Here is an 18,213-nt window from a genome sequence, read left to right on the forward strand (position 1 = left end):
CCCTTTCCTGCCGATGTCCATCTAATGGAGAAGTTCAACATCGATTCCAGGGGGCTACGATGACGCATAATTTGGTCAAAGCGCTTACTGTTCTTGCTCTGGTCGTGACCCCGGTGGCGGCCATGGCCGGTAACGGGAAAGGAAACGGCAAGAACAAGAATAAGGTCATCCGCATTGCGCCTCAGGGCGGTATTGTTGCAACTGGAAACGCCGGCCACTGCCCGCCGGGTCTGGCTAAGAAAAACGTACCCTGTGTCCCTCCGGGACAGGCCAAAAAGCTGTACAGAAATGGCGAGTTTATCAATGGCGACTATCGCTGGATTGATGATCCGTTTCGGTATGGGCTGAATAGGGGAAGCTATGTCCGCGCAGGCGACTACGTGTATCGGGTCGACCCAGATACACGCAAAGTTCTGAACCTGATCGGCGCGGTTGCAGACATCCTGAACTGACAAGCACGGCCTGAATTCAAGCGGGCGAAAACCAACCACAGTCGATTTGAGAAAGTAAGCAGGCTCGGGCATTTTCCGGCCTGTTTTAAAATTTTGACACGATCTAACATCATCATAAACCTCACTATTTCGAGGTTTTATTATGAATACTGAAAACGTGCTATTTGAGCTCCGCGGCCGATGGAACGTACCGATACATTTCAGCCAAAGCCTTATTTCTGGTCTTGATCGTTGTCGGATTTAACGTCGATCCGGTCAACCTGCCCTATGCGCTCGCCTTCGTGGCGATTTAGTTGATTTCGATTCTCCTGCAGGAGTTGGGCCACGCATGGGGCTGTCTTGTGCAGGGCGTGCCCGTCAATCGAGTCGTCCTTTATGGGGGCGGCGGATTCTGCGAACATCGCCGGTCAACCTCGGCATATGAAGACGAATTGATTGTGGCCATGGGGCCGATTGTGAACCTGACCCTGTGGACCGTGTGTTCATTGCTGGAACCGTCTCCAACTCGCCCGAAATTGGCTGGGTTCTGGTGGTGACGGCAGAGCCAAACCTGTGGCTGGCGCTGTTTAACATGCTGCCCCTGATGCCGCTTGATGGGGGGCGTCTGCTCTTCGCTTTGCTCACGCGCATTATGTCGGCGAACTCAGCCGCACGTGTTTCCGGGTTTATTGGGCTGGTTGGCGTTCTGCTGTGGATCCCGATGATGATCTTTGCCTATATCAGCTTCGGCTTCGTGTTCCTGTTCTTTCCGCCAATACTGCGCCACTGGCAGATGCTGCGATACGCCAGATACTGAAGTTGCCGCGGCGGAGGTTATTCCGCCGCGACCCGCTCGGGGTTCAGCAACTGTTTCAAATACCTGCCCGTATGGCTGCGTTCCACAGCAACAACATCTTCGGGCGTTCCCGTGGCGACAATCTCACCACCACCGTCACCGCCTTCGGGCCCGATATCAATGATGTGGTCGGCCGTTTTGACAACATCCAGATTGTGTTCGATCACAACAACCGTGTTACCCTGATCAACCAATTCATGCAGCACTTCCAACAGCTTGCGGACGTCTTCGAAATGAAGACCGGTCGTCGGCTCATCCAGAATGTAAAGCGTCCGACCAGTTGAGCGTTTGGAGAGCTCTTTTGACAGCTTCACCCGCTGCGCTTCACCGCCCGACAGTGTCGTCGCCTGTTGCCCGACCTTGATATACCCCAGACCGACCCGCGCCAGCGCGTCCATCTTATCGCGGATCGAGGGTACCGCCTTAAAGAAATCCTGTGCATCTTCCACTGTCATATCAAGGACATCCGCGATGGACTTGCCTTTGAATTTGATCTCAAGGGTTTCCCGATTGTAACGCGCGCCCTTGCAGGTTTCGCAGGTGACATAGACATCGGGCAGAAAGTGCATCTCGATCTTGATGACGCCGTCGCCCTGACAAGCCTCGCACCGACCGCCTTTGACGTTAAAGCTGAACCGGCCAGGCTTGTACCCTCGCGCCTTGGACTCGGGCAGACCGGCGAACCAGTCACGGATCGGCGTGAACGCCCCGGTATACGTGGCCGGGTTCGAGCGTGGTGTACGCCCGATGGGCCGCTGGTCGATGTCGATCACCTTATCCAGATGCTCGAGCCCCTTGATCGTCTCGCATGGCGCAGGTGTCTGCCGCGCGCCATTCAGCCGCATCGAGGCTGTCTTGAACAGGGTTTCAATCGTCAGGGTCGATTTGCCACCGCCGGATACGCCGGTCACACAGACGAACTTGCCCAGAGGAAAATCAGCGGTCACTTTCTTCAGATTGTTCCCGGTGGCTTTGACCACAGTCACTTTCTGTTTGTTCCCCTTCCGCCGCTCGGACGGCACCGGGATTTCGCGTGTGCCTGACAGGTATTGGCCGGTGATCGAGGCTGCATCGGTCGCGATCTCGGACGGGGTACCATGGCTAACCACCTGCCCACCATGCACACCCGCACCTGGACCGATGTCAAAGACATAGTCGGCTTCGCGGATGGCTTCCTCGTCGTGTTCCACTACGATGACCGTGTTCCCCTGATCCCTCAGGTTTTTGAGAGTACCCAGCAAGCGGTCATTGTCGCGCTGATGCAACCCGATCGAAGGTTCGTCCAGTACATACAACACCCCGGTCAGACCCGAACCGATCTGGCTGGCCAGACGGATACGCTGACTTTCCCCGCCCGAAAGCGTTCCACTTGAACGTGACAGCGTAAGGTATTCCAAACCAACGTTATTCAGGAACCCAAGCCGCTCACGAATCTCCTTGAGTATCACCCGCGCGATTTCATTTTTCTGAGCACTCAGATGGTTTGGTGCATCCTCAACCCACGCCAGCGCCTCGCGGATCGACATCTGCACAACCTGCCCGACATGCAATCCGGCGATCTTGACGGCCAGCGCCTCGGCCCGCAGTCGATAGCCTTCGCAACTGCCGCAGGACCGGTTGTTTTGATAGCGTTCGAATTCTTCGCGTATCCAGGCGCTGTCAGTCTCGCGATAGCGCCGCTCCATATTCGGGATAACGCCTTCGAAACTGCGGGTTACCTGATAAACCCGGCCGCCTTCGTCATAGCGGAACTGGATTTCTTCCTCGCCCGATCCGCGCAGAAACACCTGCTGCACCTTGGCGGGCAGATCTTTCCACGGCGTATTCTTGTCGAACTCATAATGTCGCGCGATGGCTTCGATAGTCTGCAGGAAATAGGGCGACTTGCCCTTGCGCCAGGGCGCCAAGGCGCCGTCATACAGTTTCAGCGTCTGATCCGGCACTACGAGGCGTTCGTCAAAGAACAGCTCGACCCCCAGCCCGTCACAGGCCTGACAGGCCCCGAAGGGCGCATTAAAGGAAAATAGGCGCGGTTCGATCTCGGGGATGGTGAAGCCACTGACAGGACAGGCGAAATTTTCACTGAAGGTGATCCGCTCCGGGTCGCCTTCAGGCGGTGCGGTTTCCAAAATCGCAATGCCATCGGCCAAATCAAGCGCTGTGCGCAGGCTGTCCGCCAGCCGCGTTTCCATGCCCTCGCGCACCACCAATCGGTCGACCACGACGTCGATGTCATGGCGGAACTTCTTGTCCAGCTTCGGAGGCTCGTCCAACTCGTGAAACGCGCCATCAACCTTGACGCGCTGAAAGCCCTGTTTGCGCAGTTCCAGAAACTCTTTCTTATACTCGCCCTTTCGGTCCCGAACGATCGGGGCCAGGAGATACCCTCGCGTGCCCTCCTCCATCGTCATGATCCGGTCGACCATATCCTGCACCTGCTGGGCTTCGATCGGCTTGCCCGTGGCAGGGCTGAACGGTGTACCAGCGCGGGCAAACAGCAGACGCAGATAGTCGTAAATCTCGGTCACGGTTCCCACGGTAGACCGTGGGTTCTTTGAAGTCGTCTTCTGTTCGATGGAAATAGCCGGAGATAGACCACTGATATGGTCCACATCTGGCTTTTCCATCATATCCAGAAATTGCCGGGCATAGGCCGACAGGCTTTCGACATACCGGCGCTGCCCTTCCGCATAGATCGTGTCGAAGGCAAGCGACGATTTGCCCGAGCCTGACAGACCAGTGATAACCACAAGCTGGTCACGCGGAATATCCACGTCAATGCCTTTGAGGTTATGTTCGCGCGCGCCGCGCACCTCGATATTCTTCAGCTCAGCCATGTTTGGCCCCCAACACATAAGTGTCCTAGAGATAAGCGAGCCACACTGAGTCTCCAACAGAAAAGTTAGAACAAAATGTGAACGAGAGAGATGTTGCCGCCACCTACTGGCAACAAAACCAATAGAGTCACCCGGTAAACGGTATGATTTCTGAAAACTAGTGGAAAATGGCGCGGTTGACGGGGCTCGAACCCGCGACCCCCGGCGTGACAGGCCGGTACTCTAACCAGCTGAGCTACAACCGCGCATCTATTTCGTGGCCTTTACCCTGGACCAAGGATGGCAGCGATGGCGCGGTTGACGGGGCTCGAACCCGCGACCCCCGGCGTGACAGGCCGGTACTCTAACCAACTGAGCTACAACCGCCCGCTGCCCGTTCGTTGCTGAACGTTGGGGTGTATTATGGCCACGCCCGGACATCGTCAAGCGGCGAATTGAAGTTTTTTCTCAGAACGTAATTTTTGTTAGAGATGTTTTCTCGTCACACGACGAATGGCCAAACAGAAACCAGCCGATAATTCACGACCTACTGCCTTTGGCCAGACAAAAATATTCTGAAACCTTGAGCAGCACATCACCTGGCATGGGTCCGCTAGATCCAGATCTTAGGACAGCCCCCAAGCTCATCCCCAAGCTTATTCTGGCATAAACCCAAAGAGAACAGTCATATCAAATTGCTGGCAGAGAGTTACTCAAAGCTTGCCGCGTTCTGCCTCATTTCAACCACAAATGGTCTGCAAGACGATTACAAACACCTCTGCCAAAAGAGACTTCATACGCTCGGTTGATCCTCGGGCCAAAACGTTGGAAATTTCTGATGCCAAAGGAAGAATTACCGATTCTAGAACCGGTCAAAATATACGGCGCTAATTTTGTATTCCGGAAAAACCGGGAACAAACGGCGTGTTAGACAAGGAAGAAATTTAAGATGTCAGTTGCCAGCACAACTTCTCCGGGTGCAAATGTTACCGGTCATGTTTATGTAGACAGCCTAATTTGGGGCACGTCTTGGGACACCAGCGCCGGAGGCGTCAGTGCTCCGGGCACAATCACATACTCCTTCGATGATGGATCGTTAGGTCGCCGTGGCTTTGCCTCCTACATGAAGGAAGCAATCCGCAAAGCATTTGCAATTATCGAAACGATCATTCCGATCGAGTTCAACGAAGTCGGCTTTCTGACACCAGCAGGCGAGATTAATGACGTTAACATCACCTACGCTTTGCTGACCCAAAACGATCTTGGCGGACCCGGATCTCTTGGTGTCCATCAAGTTCCGGGTGACGACCCCCTGCTGCAGGATTCTGGCATCGACGCCCTGTTCGGCATCTTTGCCTATGATACGCCTCTGTTTAGCAAAGAGGCGTTACGCAAAGGCGGTGAAGGCTTCGCGACAATCATTCACGAGATTCTTCACGGCCTTGGTCTAGCCCACCCACATGATGAAGGCGGCAGCTCGACAATTTTTCCGGGGGTTACGCAGCCCTTCGACGACTACGGGACAGATGGGCAGAACCAGGGTGTTTATACCATCATGTCCTACAACTCGGGCTATCCCGAAGTTGTTCCTCTGAAGACATATAAGGCTGGCGGCACGGCCTCGCCCATGGCCCTTGATATAGCTGCGCTGCAGGCGATCTACGGAACGACGGACCACAACACCGACGACAGCGTCTATAAAATCAAAGGCAAGAATGGCGCCGGAACATTCTGGACATCCATCTGGGATACAGATGGAATCGATACAATTTCGGCAAAGGGTGTTGATCGTAGCGTCACGATCAACCTCAATGACGCGGATCTTGATGGCAGCGATGCAGGTGGCACTCCTTCCCATGCCAAAGGCGTAACCGGTGGATTTACGATCGCAAATGGGGTCGTCATTGAGAATGCGCAGGGCGGCAACAAGGGCGACATCATCGTCGGGAATGAAGTTGATAACCGGTTGGAAGGATTTGGCGGTAGCGATGTTATTTCTGCTGGCGAGGGTAATGACATTGTTCTTGGGGGTGGCGGCAATGACACCCTGACCGGAGGTCTTGGAAACGACGAACTGTACGGCCACAAGGGCACGGACAACTTTGTAGCCGAGGACAGCGACGGCGACGATACTATTGACGGCGGAGAGGGCCTGGATTGGTTGCGTTATATCGGCACAAGCGCCGTAACCGTTGATTTGTCTGACACCAATGCACAGGCAACCGGATACGGAACCGATACCATTACGGGTGTCGAAAACGTCGTTGGGTCCGAGCAAAATGACGACATTACAGGTACGGACGGTCGAAACATCCTACAGGGTAATGGAGGGTCTGACCGCCTGGACGGGGGCCTTGGCAAAGATACCCTGAATGGTGGCGCAGGCAGCGATACTTTGATCGGTGGTGCCGGAAGGGACACCATGACCGGCAGCGAAGGGGCCGATGAGTTTGTGTTCACGTCAACAACCGAAAGTTCGCGCAAAGCAAAATATGCCGACCGGATTACCGATTTCACTCAGGGTGAAGACAAGATCGACCTAAGTGCGATCGACGCAAGCACCGTAATTGACGGCGATGATTCATTTGTCTTCAACGGTACAACACCGGCCCAGACGTCGGACGAAGGCGAAATCTATTACGTCAAGAAAAACAACGCAGGCACCAAGAACGACTTCACACTTGTTCTTGTGGATACTGACGGCGACAAAAATCCTGAGATGGTTATCAAGATCTCTGGCTTGCACGATCTGACCCAGGACGATTTCATTCTTTGACATCAAAAAGTGAAAGGGCGGCCCCACAAGGCCGCCCGTTTATGGGCACCTCGACTGGGCATTTGCGGGGTAATCCCCGGGGCCCAAAAGGCGCAATGACCTCTTGCGGCTTTGCTGAACTCCTTATAAGACCCCTGCTCACGGGTGATTAGCTCAGTGGTAGAGCGCTTCGTTCACATCGAAGATGTCAGGAGTTCAAATCTCTTATCACCCACCATTTCTCTACTCTGCGATCCGATATGCAAAGCCAGTAATTGGCTGACTATTTGGTCAGACCAAAGAAAAAGGGCGAGGTGCTAACCCCGCCCCTAATTGCCATATTCTGACCTTTAGTGCGCCCTGGCGGACGGGGACGTGTTCTCAGCCGTTTTGGCTGCAGCCGCGGCGGCCTCTTCTGCGGCTTCGTCCCATTCGACAGGTTCAGGATCCCGAACCAGAGCGTGTTTCAGAACTTCCGAAACATGCGTGACCGGGATGATTTTCAGCCCTTCCTTCACGTTGTCAGGAATTTCGGCCAGGTCTTTCTCATTCTCTTCCGGAATCAGAACAGTCTTGATCCCGCCGCGCAGAGCCGCCAGCAGCTTTTCCTTCAAACCACCGATGGGCATCGCATTGCCGCGCAGGGAAACCTCTCCTGTCATGGCAATATCCTTGTGCACCGGGATACCCGTCAGAACCGATACGATTGAGGTCACCATTGCCAAACCGGCCGAAGGACCATCCTTGGGCGTTGCCCCGTCCGGTACGTGGACGTGGATGTCCAGGTTGTCGAATTTGGGCGGCTTCACCCCGATCTTAGGTGAGATTGACCGCACATAAGATGAGGCTGCATCGATGGATTCCTTCATCACATCGCCCAGCTTACCCGTGGTCTTCATCCGCCCCTTACCGGGCAGTTTCAGCGCCTCGATATGCAGCAGATCGCCGCCAACGGAGGTCCAGGCCAGACCGGTTACAACCCCAACCTGATCGTGCTGTTCAGCCAAACCATAGCGGAACTTGGGCACGCCCAAGAATTCATCCAGATTGTCCGGCGTCACCGTGACCGACTCCGCCTCTTTCTTGATGATCTTGGTCAGCGACTTCCGCGCCACCTTGGCGATTTCGCGTTCAAGGTTCCGCACGCCAGCTTCTCGGGTGTAGGTGCGGATAATCGATTGCAGCGCCTCATCGGATAGTTCGAACTCTTTGGCTTTCAGACCGTGGTTCTTGATCTGCTTACCGATCAGGTGCTGCTTGGCGATCTCGCTCTTTTCATCTTCGGTATAGCCCGCCAGAGGTATGATCTCCATCCGGTCGAGCAAAGGCCCGGGCATGTTATAGCTGTTGGAGGTGGTCAGGAACATCACGTTGGATAGGTCATATTCAACCTCAAGGTAGTGATCCATGAACGTGCTGTTCTGTTCCGGGTCCAACACTTCCAGCATGGCCGAGGCCGGATCGCCACGGAAATCCTGACCCATCTTGTCGATCTCGTCGAGCAGGATGAGCGGGTTTGTGGTCTTCGCCTTTTTCAGCGCCTGGATGATCTTACCAGGCATCGAACCGATATAGGTCCGACGGTGGCCACGGATCTCGGACTCGTCACGCACACCGCCCAGCGAGATGCGAATGAATTCGCGCCCCGTCGCACGTGCAACCGACTTACCAAGCGAGGTTTTACCCACACCCGGAGGGCCAACAAGGCACATAATCGGGCCCTTCAGCTTCTTCGACCGCTGCTGAACAGCCAGATATTCGACGATCCGTTCCTTGACCTTCTCAAGCCCATAGTGATCGTCATCCAGAATTTCCTGCGCGCGACCAAGATCTTTTTTAACGCGGGACTTGGTGCCCCAAGGCAGAGCCAAAATCCAGTCGAGGTAATTGCGCACGACTGTGGCCTCAGCCGACATCGGGCTCATATTGCGCAGCTTCTTCAGCTCACCTTCGGCCTTTTCACGCGCCTCTTTCGACAGCTTTGTTTCGGCGATTTTCTCTTCCAGCTCGGCCACTTCGTTCGAGCCGTCATCGCCATCGCCAAGTTCCTTCTGAATGGCTTTCATCTGCTCATTCAGGTAGTACTCGCGCTGTGTCTTCTCCATCTGGGTTTTGACGCGGGTCTTGATCTTTTTCTCGACCTGCAGAACCGACATCTCGCCCTGCATCAGGCCGTAGACCTTTTCAAGCCGTTCGCTGACCGACAGTGTTTCCAGCAGTTCCTGCTTTTGCTCGACCTCGATACCAAGATGCCCCGACACGAGGTCGGCCAGTTTGGCGGGCTCGGCGGTTTCACCAACAGCGGTCAAAGCCTCTTCGGGGATGTTCTTGCGGACTTTGGCATAGCGTTCGAACTCATCCGCGACGGTGCGAAGCAACGCTTGTGTAGTGGTCACATCACCCGGAATCTCGGTCAGATATTCTGCACGAGCCTCAAAAAACTCTTCGTTATCAAGGTATTCTGTAATCTGTACGCGCGCTTGCCCCTCGACCAGAACTTTCACGGTTCCATCTGGAAGCTTCAGCAGCTGCAGCACATTCGCCAGCACGCCCGAGCGATAGATACCGTCGATTTCCGGATCGTCATCACCTGGATCAATCTGGCTAGACAGCAGAATTTGCTTATCGTCCTGCATCACTTCCTCAAGTGCGCGGACAGACCTTTCCCGACCCACGAACAAAGGCACGATCATATGAGGAAAAACCACAATGTCGCGTAGCGGAAGTACTGGGTATGAGGAATTCAGGGGCTCTTGCATGCTCAATCCTTATCTTTGGCAAGACGGCACTGGTCCCTCATCTAGGCAACCCCCGGCCGTCTCCTGTCTGGAAGGTAAAGGTGGTGCGCCAAGCGTCCTATTTCAACCTTACCTGTAGTGGACCTAACAATGACCGGAAGGTTGCGCCTCCGCAAGACGATAACATGATCGGTCTTGTCAAATTCTCAATTTGACCCCGCTTGGTTTCTTCGGCGATTGCCTGCCTGGAAATTCAGAAACCAACAGCAAAAGTACAACACTATCTAACAGGCAGCTGCCCAAAGCCTGCCATCATCGCAAACAATATGATTGCATACCCCAACTTCTGATCGATTACTGTGAGTCGTAGAGATGACAAATCCAAAAAATATCAATGCTGCGGAATCCGACCATCAACGGTACCTATCTGCCCGCGACTCCGATCATGCGACGCTTTTAGCGCATGCCGCCAAAAGCTCTGGGCGCTCTGTTTTACAAGTCCAACGGAGCTTCAATCAAATGGCAAAGCCTCCCAGCCGTTTGAATATGGTTGAGTATGTGCGCAATGGCCTTCATCACGAAGACCGCTTTACCGACGCCGAACGCGCGGCATACATCTCCAATGATCTCCATTGGCCCATCGCCCACAAGTGTAACCATCATGGTTGGAACAGTGCCGCAGAAGACAAGATACTGGCTTCTACTTTGCTTGAAACAGCAGGTGTACCTGTCCCGGAAACCGTTGGCGTCATCGACCGTTCGAACCGACACTACCCCGGGGTTACGAAAATCAACACTCCTGAGGCGTTGCGCGATCTCGTTTGCAACCATCTGGAAGGTGGGCTTTTTGGAAAGATCGTCGAGGGGATGGTAAGCTTTGGGGCCTTTTTGATCGAGGACGCGGATCAATCCACTATCACTTGTGCAGGCCAACCGCCGATCGCCTATGAGGCATTCCTAGACGAGTTCGTTGGGCAGAATTCATATGTCGTGCAACCTTTGCTCAAAAATCACTCTGCAATCCAAGACTACGCTTCAGCCCTTGCAACGGTGCGAATGGTTACGCTGGTAAGAGAAAACGACGTCTTTTGCCCAGTTGCCGTTATTAAACTTCCGCAGGGCCCCAATATTGCGGACGCCTTCTGGAGACCGGGGAACCTTGCTTGTTCGATCAATATCAAAACCGGCGTTATCGAAACCGTCGCGCGCCGCGCCAAGATGGAAACAGAATTCCTGGATGACCATCCTGACAACCCCGGTTTAATGGGCTTGAAACTGCCTTTTTGGGACGAATTGATCGAAATAAATGACCGTGCTGCAAGAACCTTTCAGCCAATTCGATATCAGTCGACCGACATTGCTATAACCGAGTCTGGTCCGGTCGTTGTCGAGCTGAACTATGGCGGTGGCTTCGACCTGCCTCAATATGCAAGTGGTCGTGGGATGTTGACCCCAGAAGTTCGTAGCTTTTTCGAAGGGTTTGGCTACGACCTCGATGCAAAACCACAAAAGAAGCGCTGGCTGTTCGGTAAACGCAGATAAAGCGCCCTCAATCTAGAGTCTTGTTAGGTTGACTGAAAAGGCGCTGAACCTAAATCTGTTCAATATCCCCTTGCGCGCGCTGCGCATGGAAGGTCGCCTGCCAGGCGTCGAATGTACCAGCAGCAATGGCATCGCGCATACCCTGCATTATTTCCTGAAAATAGTGCAGATTATGCCAGGTCAGCAGCATGCCCGAGATCATCTCGTTCGAGCGGAACACATGGTGTAGATAGGCGCGAGAGTAGTTCGAACACGCCGGGCATGAGCAGGCCTCATCCAGCGGGCGCGGGTCATCTGCGTGGCGGGCATTCTTTATGTTGACCACGCCGTAACGAGTGAACACCTGTCCTGTGCGACCGGACCGTGAGGGTAAGACACAATCCATCATGTCGATCCCGCGGGCGACAGCTCCGACAATGTCGTCAGGCTTTCCAACGCCCATCAAATAGCGCGGTCTGTCGGCTGGCAGAAAGTCAGGAGCGTAGTCGAGGCAACCAAACATTGCCTCCTGACCTTCGCCCACGGCCAGACCGCCAACCGCGTAGCCTTCGAATCCGATCGCTTTCAGCGCCTCGGCGCTTTCTTCGCGTAAATCCTGTTCCAGCCCGCCTTGCATGATCCCAAACAACGCATGTCCAGGACGGTCGCCGAAAGCCTGTCGCGATCGATCGGCCCATCGCATCGACAGGCGCATTGATTCAGCAATTCGATCTCGATCTGCGGGTAGGGCCGGACATTCGTCAAAACACATCACGATGTCTGACCCGAGCAGACGCTGAATCTCCATCGAGCGTTCCGGGGTCAGCTCGTGCTTGGACCCATCGACATGAGATTTGAAGGTCACGCCCTTTTCGGTCAGCTTGCGCAGACCAGCCAGGGACATGACCTGAAATCCACCGGAATCCGTCAGGATCGGGCGATCCCAGTTCATAAATTTATGCAACCCACCCAAACGGTCAATGCGCTCGGCCGTAGGGCGCAGCATCAGGTGATAGGTGTTCCCCAACAAGATATCGGCACCGGTTGCACGAACACTTTCCGGCATCATCGCTTTGACCGTCGCAGCAGTGCCTACGGGCATGAACGCCGGAGTACGCACTTCACCGCGCGGTGTGTGGATCACTCCGGCGCGGGCCTTGCCGTCCGTGGCCTTCAGGTCAAATGAGAAACGGTCTGTCATTGGGCATCCTCGGGTCGCTGAACCGGGCAGGATTTGCCCGATCTGTTCAGCCATTGCAAGTTGTCAGGGTAAAGAGGCAACCTGCCGGGTAAACAGATCAACAACCCCTGCCCCGTCAACATCCCGGCATACCAGCACAGCCGGTCGCGTTGAGACCGGACGCGTAGCGCCGGATTCCGTACCACCCACAATTACCTCAACCCCGGTTTCGACCATCTCGAACATCGTGCCATGGGTGCAGGCGATCACAGCAGTCGAGTCATGCAGGCCGCAGCCCTCCAACCCGCCGATATCCTTGTAGAATTTCAGGTAAAATACCGAGATGTCACGCAGGAAAGCCCCCATATCGGGCGAGCGTTGGGCCAGACCGTCAAAATCCGCACTTTTGTACAGCGTTTTCAAGGTGACATCCAAACCAACCACAACGGTCGCCGGGGGTGCTGCAAACACTTCATTTGCGGCAAGGGCATCGTGATAGATGTTTGCTTCGGCATGTTCCGTGATGTTTCCTGGGCAGAAAACCGCCCCACCCATGATCACCAACTGTTTGATGTTCTGCGAAAACTCAGGGTCCAAACGCATCGCCGCAGCAATATTAGTCAAGGGGCCGATTGCACAAACCGTCAGCTCTCCCTTGTGGCGGCGCGCCATTTCCACCAGGAATTCCGTGGCATTCAAATCATGGTTCGCCCCGATTTCCGGGATATCGGTAATATCCCCAAAACCTTCGGGACCGTGAACATGTTCGGACGGTACGTGGTGCCCTGTTCCCTGTGGGTAGGCCGCGCCTTGGGCGACGGGAATGTCCAACCCAAGTTTATCCACCAAAAACCGTGCATTGCGGCTGGATTGATGAACGTGGGTGTTGCCAAAAACGGTCGTGAGGCCGATCAAGTCAATCTCGGGGGCTGCAGCGGCATATGCAATGGCCATCGCATCGTCGATGCCGGGGTCTGTATCAATAATCAGTTTCATCCCAGCCCGATAGCGCAAACGCGAGGGGATGCAAAGCGGTCACAATAGCAAAAACTAACCAAAATCCATGGATCAGCGTTTTGAATCCAAGCACAATCCCTCCATACCAGAGTTGAAAAAGGGCGATTCAACCCCCAAATGTATACTATCGTACACAATAAAAGAGGACAGATATGACCGAAGACCAAATCATTGGATTGCTTTCTTCGAACATAATTTACCTGCTCGCGGCGGCATTGATCGTCATCATCACGCTAAAAGGCATTAAAATCGTGCCGCAATCGGAAAAGTATGTGGTCGAACGGTTCGGGCGCTTGCATTCGGTGCTTGGCCCTGGGATCAACTTTATCGTTCCTTTACTGGATGTTGCGCGGCACAAGATATCCATTCTGGAACGCCAGCTTCCCAATGCAACGCAGGACGCAATCACCAAAGATAACGTTCTGGTCCAAATCGACACTTCGGTCTTTTACCGCATCCTAGAGCCGGAAAAGACAGTCTACCGCATCCGCGATGTAGATGGTGCTATCGCGACGACCGTTGCCGGTATCGTCCGGGCGGAAATCGGCAAGATGGACCTGGACGAAGTTCAGTCGAACCGTGCTCAACTGATCACTCAGATTCAAGGAAGCGTCGAAACCGCAGTGGATGACTGGGGGATCGAAGTGACGCGCGCCGAGATTTTGGACGTTAACCTCGATCAGGCGACCCGTGACGCGATGCTGCAACAGTTGAATGCCGAACGCGCACGCCGCGCGCAGGTTACCGAGGCCGAGGGCAAGAAACGCTCTGTTGAGCTTCAGGCCGACGCCGAACTCTATGCGGCAGAACAAACGGCCAAAGCGCGCCGCATTCAAGCCGAAGCCGAAGCCTATGCAACCAGTGTTGTTGCCCAGGCGATTAAGGAAAACGGTATCGAGGCGGCTCAGTACCAGGTTGCATTGAAACAGGTTGAGGCATTGAACACGCTGGGCACCGGCAATGGCTCGCAGACTATCGTTGTACCTGCCAATGCGCTTGAAGCTTTTGGAAACGCCTTCAACATGTTGAAAGGACGTACATAATGGCTGATCCCTTTTGGTTAACATGGTGGCTATGGCTGGCTGGCGCGTTGGCTTTGGGCATCCTCGAAATAGTCCTACCTGGGTTCATCTTTCTGGGTTTCGCCATCGGGGCCGGGCTGACGGGTATTCTGCTGGCAATCCCTGGCATAGTACCGTCGCTGCCGATCCTGCTTATGATCTTTGCGACTTTGTCGCTGATTGCCTGGCTGATCCTGCGCCGCGTCTTTGCTCTGCCCCATGGCCAGGTGAAGAAGTTCAGGCATGACATAAACGACTAAACTCTTATGGCACCCCTTAAGGGGGTGTCATTGTGCCTCTGGACGCTGCCCGAGGCTTTCCCTATATAATTCGTCAGGTAACAAACCCGAGGCACGAATGACTCATCCGAGCGAACAGTTTGAAGGCACACCTCTTATTGCCCCTTCAACGATTGAACACCCTCTTTATGAGCCGGTGGTCGACGCCTGCCGAACGGTTTATGACCCCGAAATCCCTGTAAACATCTATGATCTGGGTCTGATCTATACGATCGACATCACCCAGGAAAACGCGGTCAAGGTCATCATGACACTGACCGCGCCTGGCTGCCCGGTTGCCGGCGAAATGCCTGGGTGGATCGTCGAGGCAATCGAACCCGTGGCCGGCGTTAAAGAAGTTGACGTGGAACTGACCTGGGAGCCCCCCTGGGGCATGGAAATGATGTCAGACGAAGCGCGCCTGGAACTTGGATTTATGTAAGTCCAAGTGCGAAAGCCTTCTGTTATTGAATTCCGCAGGTCGATTTGATTTCGTCCGACCTCTGGTTAAGCTTCTCTATGTAATCTCCTGATAACATAGTTAGTCTTTTCTTTTCGGTTCCAGTCACAAGGCCTAGAAGCGCCCCAGCAGGTGTAATGGCAATTACACTTTTTGCCTGCTCCTCCTCTGCATGTTTTCGTTCGGTTGCAATCGCGCGCAAATCACCTTCTGCCGTTGCACAGTTTACCGGATGTTGCTTTTCTTCTGCGATCGCCGTCTGAGCCAAAAACACAGACAGCATCAGAGAAGGAATTGTAAGAATATCTTTTTTTCTAAACCAAAGTCTTTTCATGCTATTCAGCCTCAAATATTTTCCAAAAGTGGATCATGGGTCAGGCTATGACGAGTGTAATTTGCAAAGCAAGCCTTGCTTACCGACTGGGGCGGGAAATCTAATCCGACAGTAAAAGTTAGGTAAGAAATCCTGCTATGTCTTGAGCCTGATGCCTCGCGGCACTACATTAGCAACAACGAACAACGACGGAGATCATGATGTTCGGCATCCCCGGCAAACAGGCCGTAACAATGACACCAAAGGCTGCAGAGCAGATTGCCCGCCTGATGACTTCGGGCGGTCATGCTGGTTTGCGTATTGGCGTCAAGAAAGGCGGATGTGCCGGGATGGAATACACCATGGACTATGTCGACCAGCCTGACACCAATGATGAAGTGGTCGAGCAGGACGGCGCGCGGATCATGATCGCCCCGATGGCACAGATGTTCCTGTTTGGAACAGAGATCGACTATGAGGTCTCGTTACTTGAATCCGGTTTCAAGTTCCGCAACCCGAATGTTGTAGATGCCTGCGGTTGCGGAGAATCCATCAAGTTCGACGAAAGCATTGCAACTCAGCCTTAAGACGCTGCCTGCAAGTGCACATAGGTCTCGTTGAACCGACGCGTCAAGTGCTCTCCTGCCTGGATGACATTCTCTGAATGTGGCGGGGCAACATTGGTGTCATAAGACGGGTTGAAGAACAAAGGAACCGACAGCCTTTCAGCAGATCCACCGATCACACGGTGCAGAGTTGCCTTGACCGCCCCTGCCGTCCAGAACTCCAGCATCTCCCCAAAATTGATAATGAATGTTCCGGGCTGCGCTTGGACCTGAGCCCAACTCTGGTCCCGCATCTGTACCTCTAACCCGGCTCGACCATCGGTGGCCAGCAGGGTCAGACAGCCATAATCAGTGTGCGCTCCGATACCGAAATCCTTTTCGCCTGCCCAGACTGGCCTTTGCGGGTAATAATTGCCGCGCAACAGGGCCATGGGCGTGTCGAAGGCAGTGTCAAAGCTGTTGGCATCCTTGCCCAATGCCACCGAAATGGCGCGCAACACCCGCATGGCAACCGAACAGGCGTCACCATAATAGGCCTCGATGATTGATCGAAACTCGGGCACAGTCTCCGGCCATTGGTTCGGGGCATAAACCGAGAGGTTCTTGCCAAAGTACCTATTGGTCTCAGCTAGCTCGTATCCGCAATCGAACACCTCTTTGAAGTCAGGATTTGCAGCTGGATCTACCTGTTCCGAGCGCGAGGCGCCCCACCCACGGTTGGACCCGGTCACAGCCATATCAACACGCCGTTTCTCGGCCTCTGGCAGCCGGAAGAATGCGTGATATGCCGAGATGACCCGTTCCACCCGACAGGCGGAGATACCAGTATTGGACACGGTCAGAAACCCAACTTCACCGACGGCGCGGGTCAATTTGGCCAATTCCGCCGTGTCGCACCGATCCAGTTTTTCAAGATCAAGATGTTCGATCATATTGCTCATTCCTCATCGCGGCGGAAACTGCCGTTTTGCAACGGGCTCTGCAACCGGAATTGTCAGACCTGACTGGCAATGATATCCGGTCACCAGAAAACCGATTTATTTCAAGGGGACGCGATATGCGGCGCAAACTGGCGGCTGGAAACTGGAAGATGAATGGTAATGCTGCCGACTTGAGAGAGCTTCAGGCCCTTTCTCACATGCATGCTGCCCCGGCAGTTGATATTCTGATCTGCCCACCTGCCACCTTGATCCAACGGGCCAAAGAGAAGGTCCCGGTCGGAAACATCCAGATAGGCGGTCAGGATTGCCACGCGGCGAACTCGGGCGCGCATACAGGTGACATTAGCGCCCAGATGCTGGTCGACGCCGGAGCGTCAGCCGTCATTCTTGGCCATTCTGAACGCCGCGAAGACCATGGTGAACAGAATGAAGATGTTCGTGCTAAATCTATTGCCGCAATGTACGGTGGGCTAAAGGCGATCATCTGCGTCGGTGAAAGCCTGGAACAGCGCGAGGCCGCCAATACCCTGGATATAATCGGCGGTCAGATGTCTGGCTCGATCCCGGATCAGGCAACCGGTGAAAACCTGATTGTTGCCTACGAGCCGATCTGGGCCATCGGCACAGGGAAAGTGCCCACCCTGGATGAGATCGGACAGGTTCATGACTTTATCCGCGCGCGGCTGGAACGGCGCTTTGGCGAAGGCGTTGGGCGTTCGGTCCGGCTGCTTTATGGCGGCTCGGTAAAGCCATCAAACGCCGCCGAGATTTTCGCCGTATCGAACGTGGATGGCGCATTGGTGGGCGGGGCGAGCCTGAAGGCTGACGATTTCTCGGGCATCATTCAGGCTCTGGAACAGGCCTGATCAGGCCATTTTCATCGTCACCATCCCGGCTATGATCAAGACTGCCGCGCAGATGCGCGTGGCGGTCAGGGCTTCGCCCAGAAAAAGAATACCAAAGGTAAACGCGCCAACCGCTCCTATTCCCGTCCAGATGACATAGGCTGTTCCCAAAGGCAGCGTCCGCATGGCCAGTGCCAGCAATGTGAACGAACCAAGCATCGAAACCGCCATCAGGGCGGTCGGCCAGAACCGGGTGAACCCGGCAGATTGTTTCATCGCCACGGCCCAGACAATTTCAAGCAGGCCGGCAAACAACAGGATAATCCAGGGCATAGAAGAGACCTCTGATCAGTCCGGGTCGTCCCGGATACTGTCCCGTGATGGAGAGGTCGTCCTCTGCCCTTTTAGATAATCCCCTTGGCGCCCCGTTCAAGA

16 protein-coding genes and 3 tRNA genes are annotated in these 18,213 nt (G+C 54.5%); 10 read left to right on the plus strand and 9 right to left on the minus strand.

The genetic code is table 11. From position 1 onward, the window contains the following. The first annotated feature begins 59 nt into the window (after positions 1-59). Positions 60-452 (plus strand): hypothetical protein, encoded by a 393-nt coding sequence (locus AC2FHW_RS01280; protein WP_496785192.1) that lies wholly within the window; start codon positions 60-62, stop codon positions 450-452. A 469-nt stretch (positions 453-921) separates the two neighbouring features. Continuing rightward, a complete protein-coding gene (locus AC2FHW_RS01285) occupies positions 922-1,248 on the plus strand; it encodes a site-2 protease family protein (protein WP_496821330.1) in 327 nt (108 codons plus the stop codon). 17 nt (positions 1,249-1,265) lie between these two features. Here AC2FHW_RS01285 and uvrA read toward each other — a convergent pair whose 3' ends face one another. The 3 genes from uvrA to AC2FHW_RS01300 all read right to left on the minus strand — a co-directional run bounded on the left by uvrA (position 1,266) and on the right by AC2FHW_RS01300 (position 4,490). Further along, positions 1,266-4,124, minus strand: a complete 2,859-nt coding sequence (gene uvrA, locus AC2FHW_RS01290) for an excinuclease ABC subunit UvrA (protein ID WP_496821331.1) — start codon at positions 4,122-4,124, stop codon at positions 1,266-1,268. A 168-nt stretch (positions 4,125-4,292) separates the two neighbouring features. Further along, positions 4,293-4,369 (minus strand) — tRNA-Asp (locus AC2FHW_RS01295). 44 nt (positions 4,370-4,413) lie between these two features. After that, positions 4,414-4,490, minus strand: a tRNA-Asp gene (locus AC2FHW_RS01300). Between the two features lie 562 nt (positions 4,491-5,052). Here AC2FHW_RS01300 and AC2FHW_RS01305 point away from each other — a divergent pair. Both AC2FHW_RS01305 and AC2FHW_RS01310 read left to right on the plus strand, forming a co-directional pair. After that, on the plus strand, positions 5,053-6,879 hold the full coding sequence (locus AC2FHW_RS01305) for a M10 family metallopeptidase C-terminal domain-containing protein (protein WP_496821332.1): 1,827 nt from the start codon (positions 5,053-5,055) through the stop codon (positions 6,877-6,879). A gap of 142 nt (positions 6,880-7,021) precedes the next feature. Then, positions 7,022-7,096, plus strand: a tRNA-Val gene (locus tag AC2FHW_RS01310). Positions 7,097-7,208: 112 nt separating this feature from the next. On the opposite strand, the gene lon is transcribed toward AC2FHW_RS01310, so the two are convergent. Next, complete coding sequence (lon, locus tag AC2FHW_RS01315) at positions 7,209-9,617, minus strand: endopeptidase La (protein WP_142634051.1); 2,409 nt, start codon at positions 9,615-9,617, stop codon at positions 7,209-7,211. A 351-nt stretch (positions 9,618-9,968) separates the two neighbouring features. Here lon and AC2FHW_RS01320 point away from each other — a divergent pair, with 351 nt between their 5' ends. After that, entirely contained in the window at positions 9,969-11,138 is a 1,170-nt protein-coding gene (locus tag AC2FHW_RS01320; RefSeq protein ID WP_281972167.1) for a sugar-transfer associated ATP-grasp domain-containing protein, read from the plus strand. 49 nt (positions 11,139-11,187) lie between these two features. Here the strand turns inward: AC2FHW_RS01320 and tgt are convergent, their stop codons facing one another. Together tgt and AC2FHW_RS01330 are read right to left on the minus strand one after the other, a co-directional pair. Continuing rightward, positions 11,188-12,318: a tRNA guanosine(34) transglycosylase Tgt gene (tgt, locus tag AC2FHW_RS01325; RefSeq protein ID WP_142634055.1), complete on the minus strand. Its 1,131-nt coding sequence runs from the start codon at positions 12,316-12,318 to the stop codon at positions 11,188-11,190. Positions 12,319-12,381: 63 nt separating this feature from the next. Further along, the gene (locus AC2FHW_RS01330; protein WP_496821333.1) at positions 12,382-13,293 is read right to left on the minus strand and encodes a nucleoside hydrolase; all 912 of its coding nucleotides are present in this window, start codon (positions 13,291-13,293) and stop codon (positions 12,382-12,384) included. 173 nt (positions 13,294-13,466) lie between these two features. On the opposite strand from AC2FHW_RS01330, the gene AC2FHW_RS01335 reads away from it, so the two are divergent. The 3 genes from AC2FHW_RS01335 to AC2FHW_RS01345 all read left to right on the plus strand — a co-directional run bounded on the left by AC2FHW_RS01335 (position 13,467) and on the right by AC2FHW_RS01345 (position 15,095). After that, a complete protein-coding gene (locus AC2FHW_RS01335; RefSeq protein ID WP_142634059.1) occupies positions 13,467-14,357 on the plus strand; it encodes an SPFH domain-containing protein in 891 nt (296 codons plus the stop codon). Continuing rightward, a complete protein-coding gene (locus AC2FHW_RS01340; protein ID WP_142634061.1) occupies positions 14,357-14,635 on the plus strand; it encodes an NfeD family protein in 279 nt (92 codons plus the stop codon). The genes AC2FHW_RS01335 and AC2FHW_RS01340 overlap by 1 nt, the downstream gene beginning before the upstream one ends. 97 nt (positions 14,636-14,732) lie before the next feature. Next, on the plus strand, positions 14,733-15,095 hold the full coding sequence (locus AC2FHW_RS01345; protein WP_142634063.1) for an SUF system Fe-S cluster assembly protein: 363 nt from the start codon (positions 14,733-14,735) through the stop codon (positions 15,093-15,095). Between the two features lie 22 nt (positions 15,096-15,117). Here the strand turns inward: AC2FHW_RS01345 and AC2FHW_RS01350 are convergent, their stop codons facing one another. Then, complete coding sequence (locus AC2FHW_RS01350) at positions 15,118-15,447, minus strand: hypothetical protein (protein WP_142634065.1); 330 nt, start codon at positions 15,445-15,447, stop codon at positions 15,118-15,120. A gap of 200 nt (positions 15,448-15,647) precedes the next feature. On the opposite strand from AC2FHW_RS01350, the gene AC2FHW_RS01355 reads away from it, so the two are divergent. Further along, positions 15,648-16,013 carry a HesB/IscA family protein gene (locus AC2FHW_RS01355; RefSeq protein WP_142634067.1) on the plus strand — a complete coding sequence of 122 codons (366 nt, stop codon included), beginning with the start codon at positions 15,648-15,650 and terminating at the stop codon, positions 16,011-16,013. On the opposite strand, the gene AC2FHW_RS01360 is transcribed toward AC2FHW_RS01355, so the two are convergent. Further along, the gene (locus AC2FHW_RS01360; RefSeq protein ID WP_496813008.1) at positions 16,010-16,933 is read right to left on the minus strand and encodes an isopenicillin N synthase family dioxygenase; all 924 of its coding nucleotides are present in this window, start codon (positions 16,931-16,933) and stop codon (positions 16,010-16,012) included. The two genes, AC2FHW_RS01355 and AC2FHW_RS01360, sit on opposite strands and share 4 nt — an antisense overlap. A gap of 116 nt (positions 16,934-17,049) precedes the next feature. On the opposite strand from AC2FHW_RS01360, the gene tpiA reads away from it, so the two are divergent. Continuing rightward, a complete protein-coding gene (gene tpiA / locus AC2FHW_RS01365) occupies positions 17,050-17,799 on the plus strand; it encodes a triose-phosphate isomerase (RefSeq protein ID WP_496679571.1) in 750 nt (249 codons plus the stop codon). On the opposite strand, the gene AC2FHW_RS01370 is transcribed toward tpiA, so the two are convergent. Next, positions 17,800-18,111: a DMT family transporter gene (locus tag AC2FHW_RS01370; protein ID WP_142634071.1), complete on the minus strand. Its 312-nt coding sequence runs from the start codon at positions 18,109-18,111 to the stop codon at positions 17,800-17,802. Between the last annotated feature and the right edge of the window lie 102 nt (positions 18,112-18,213).

The sequence above is a fragment of the Ruegeria sp. YTSA108 genome, from assembly GCF_059610185.1.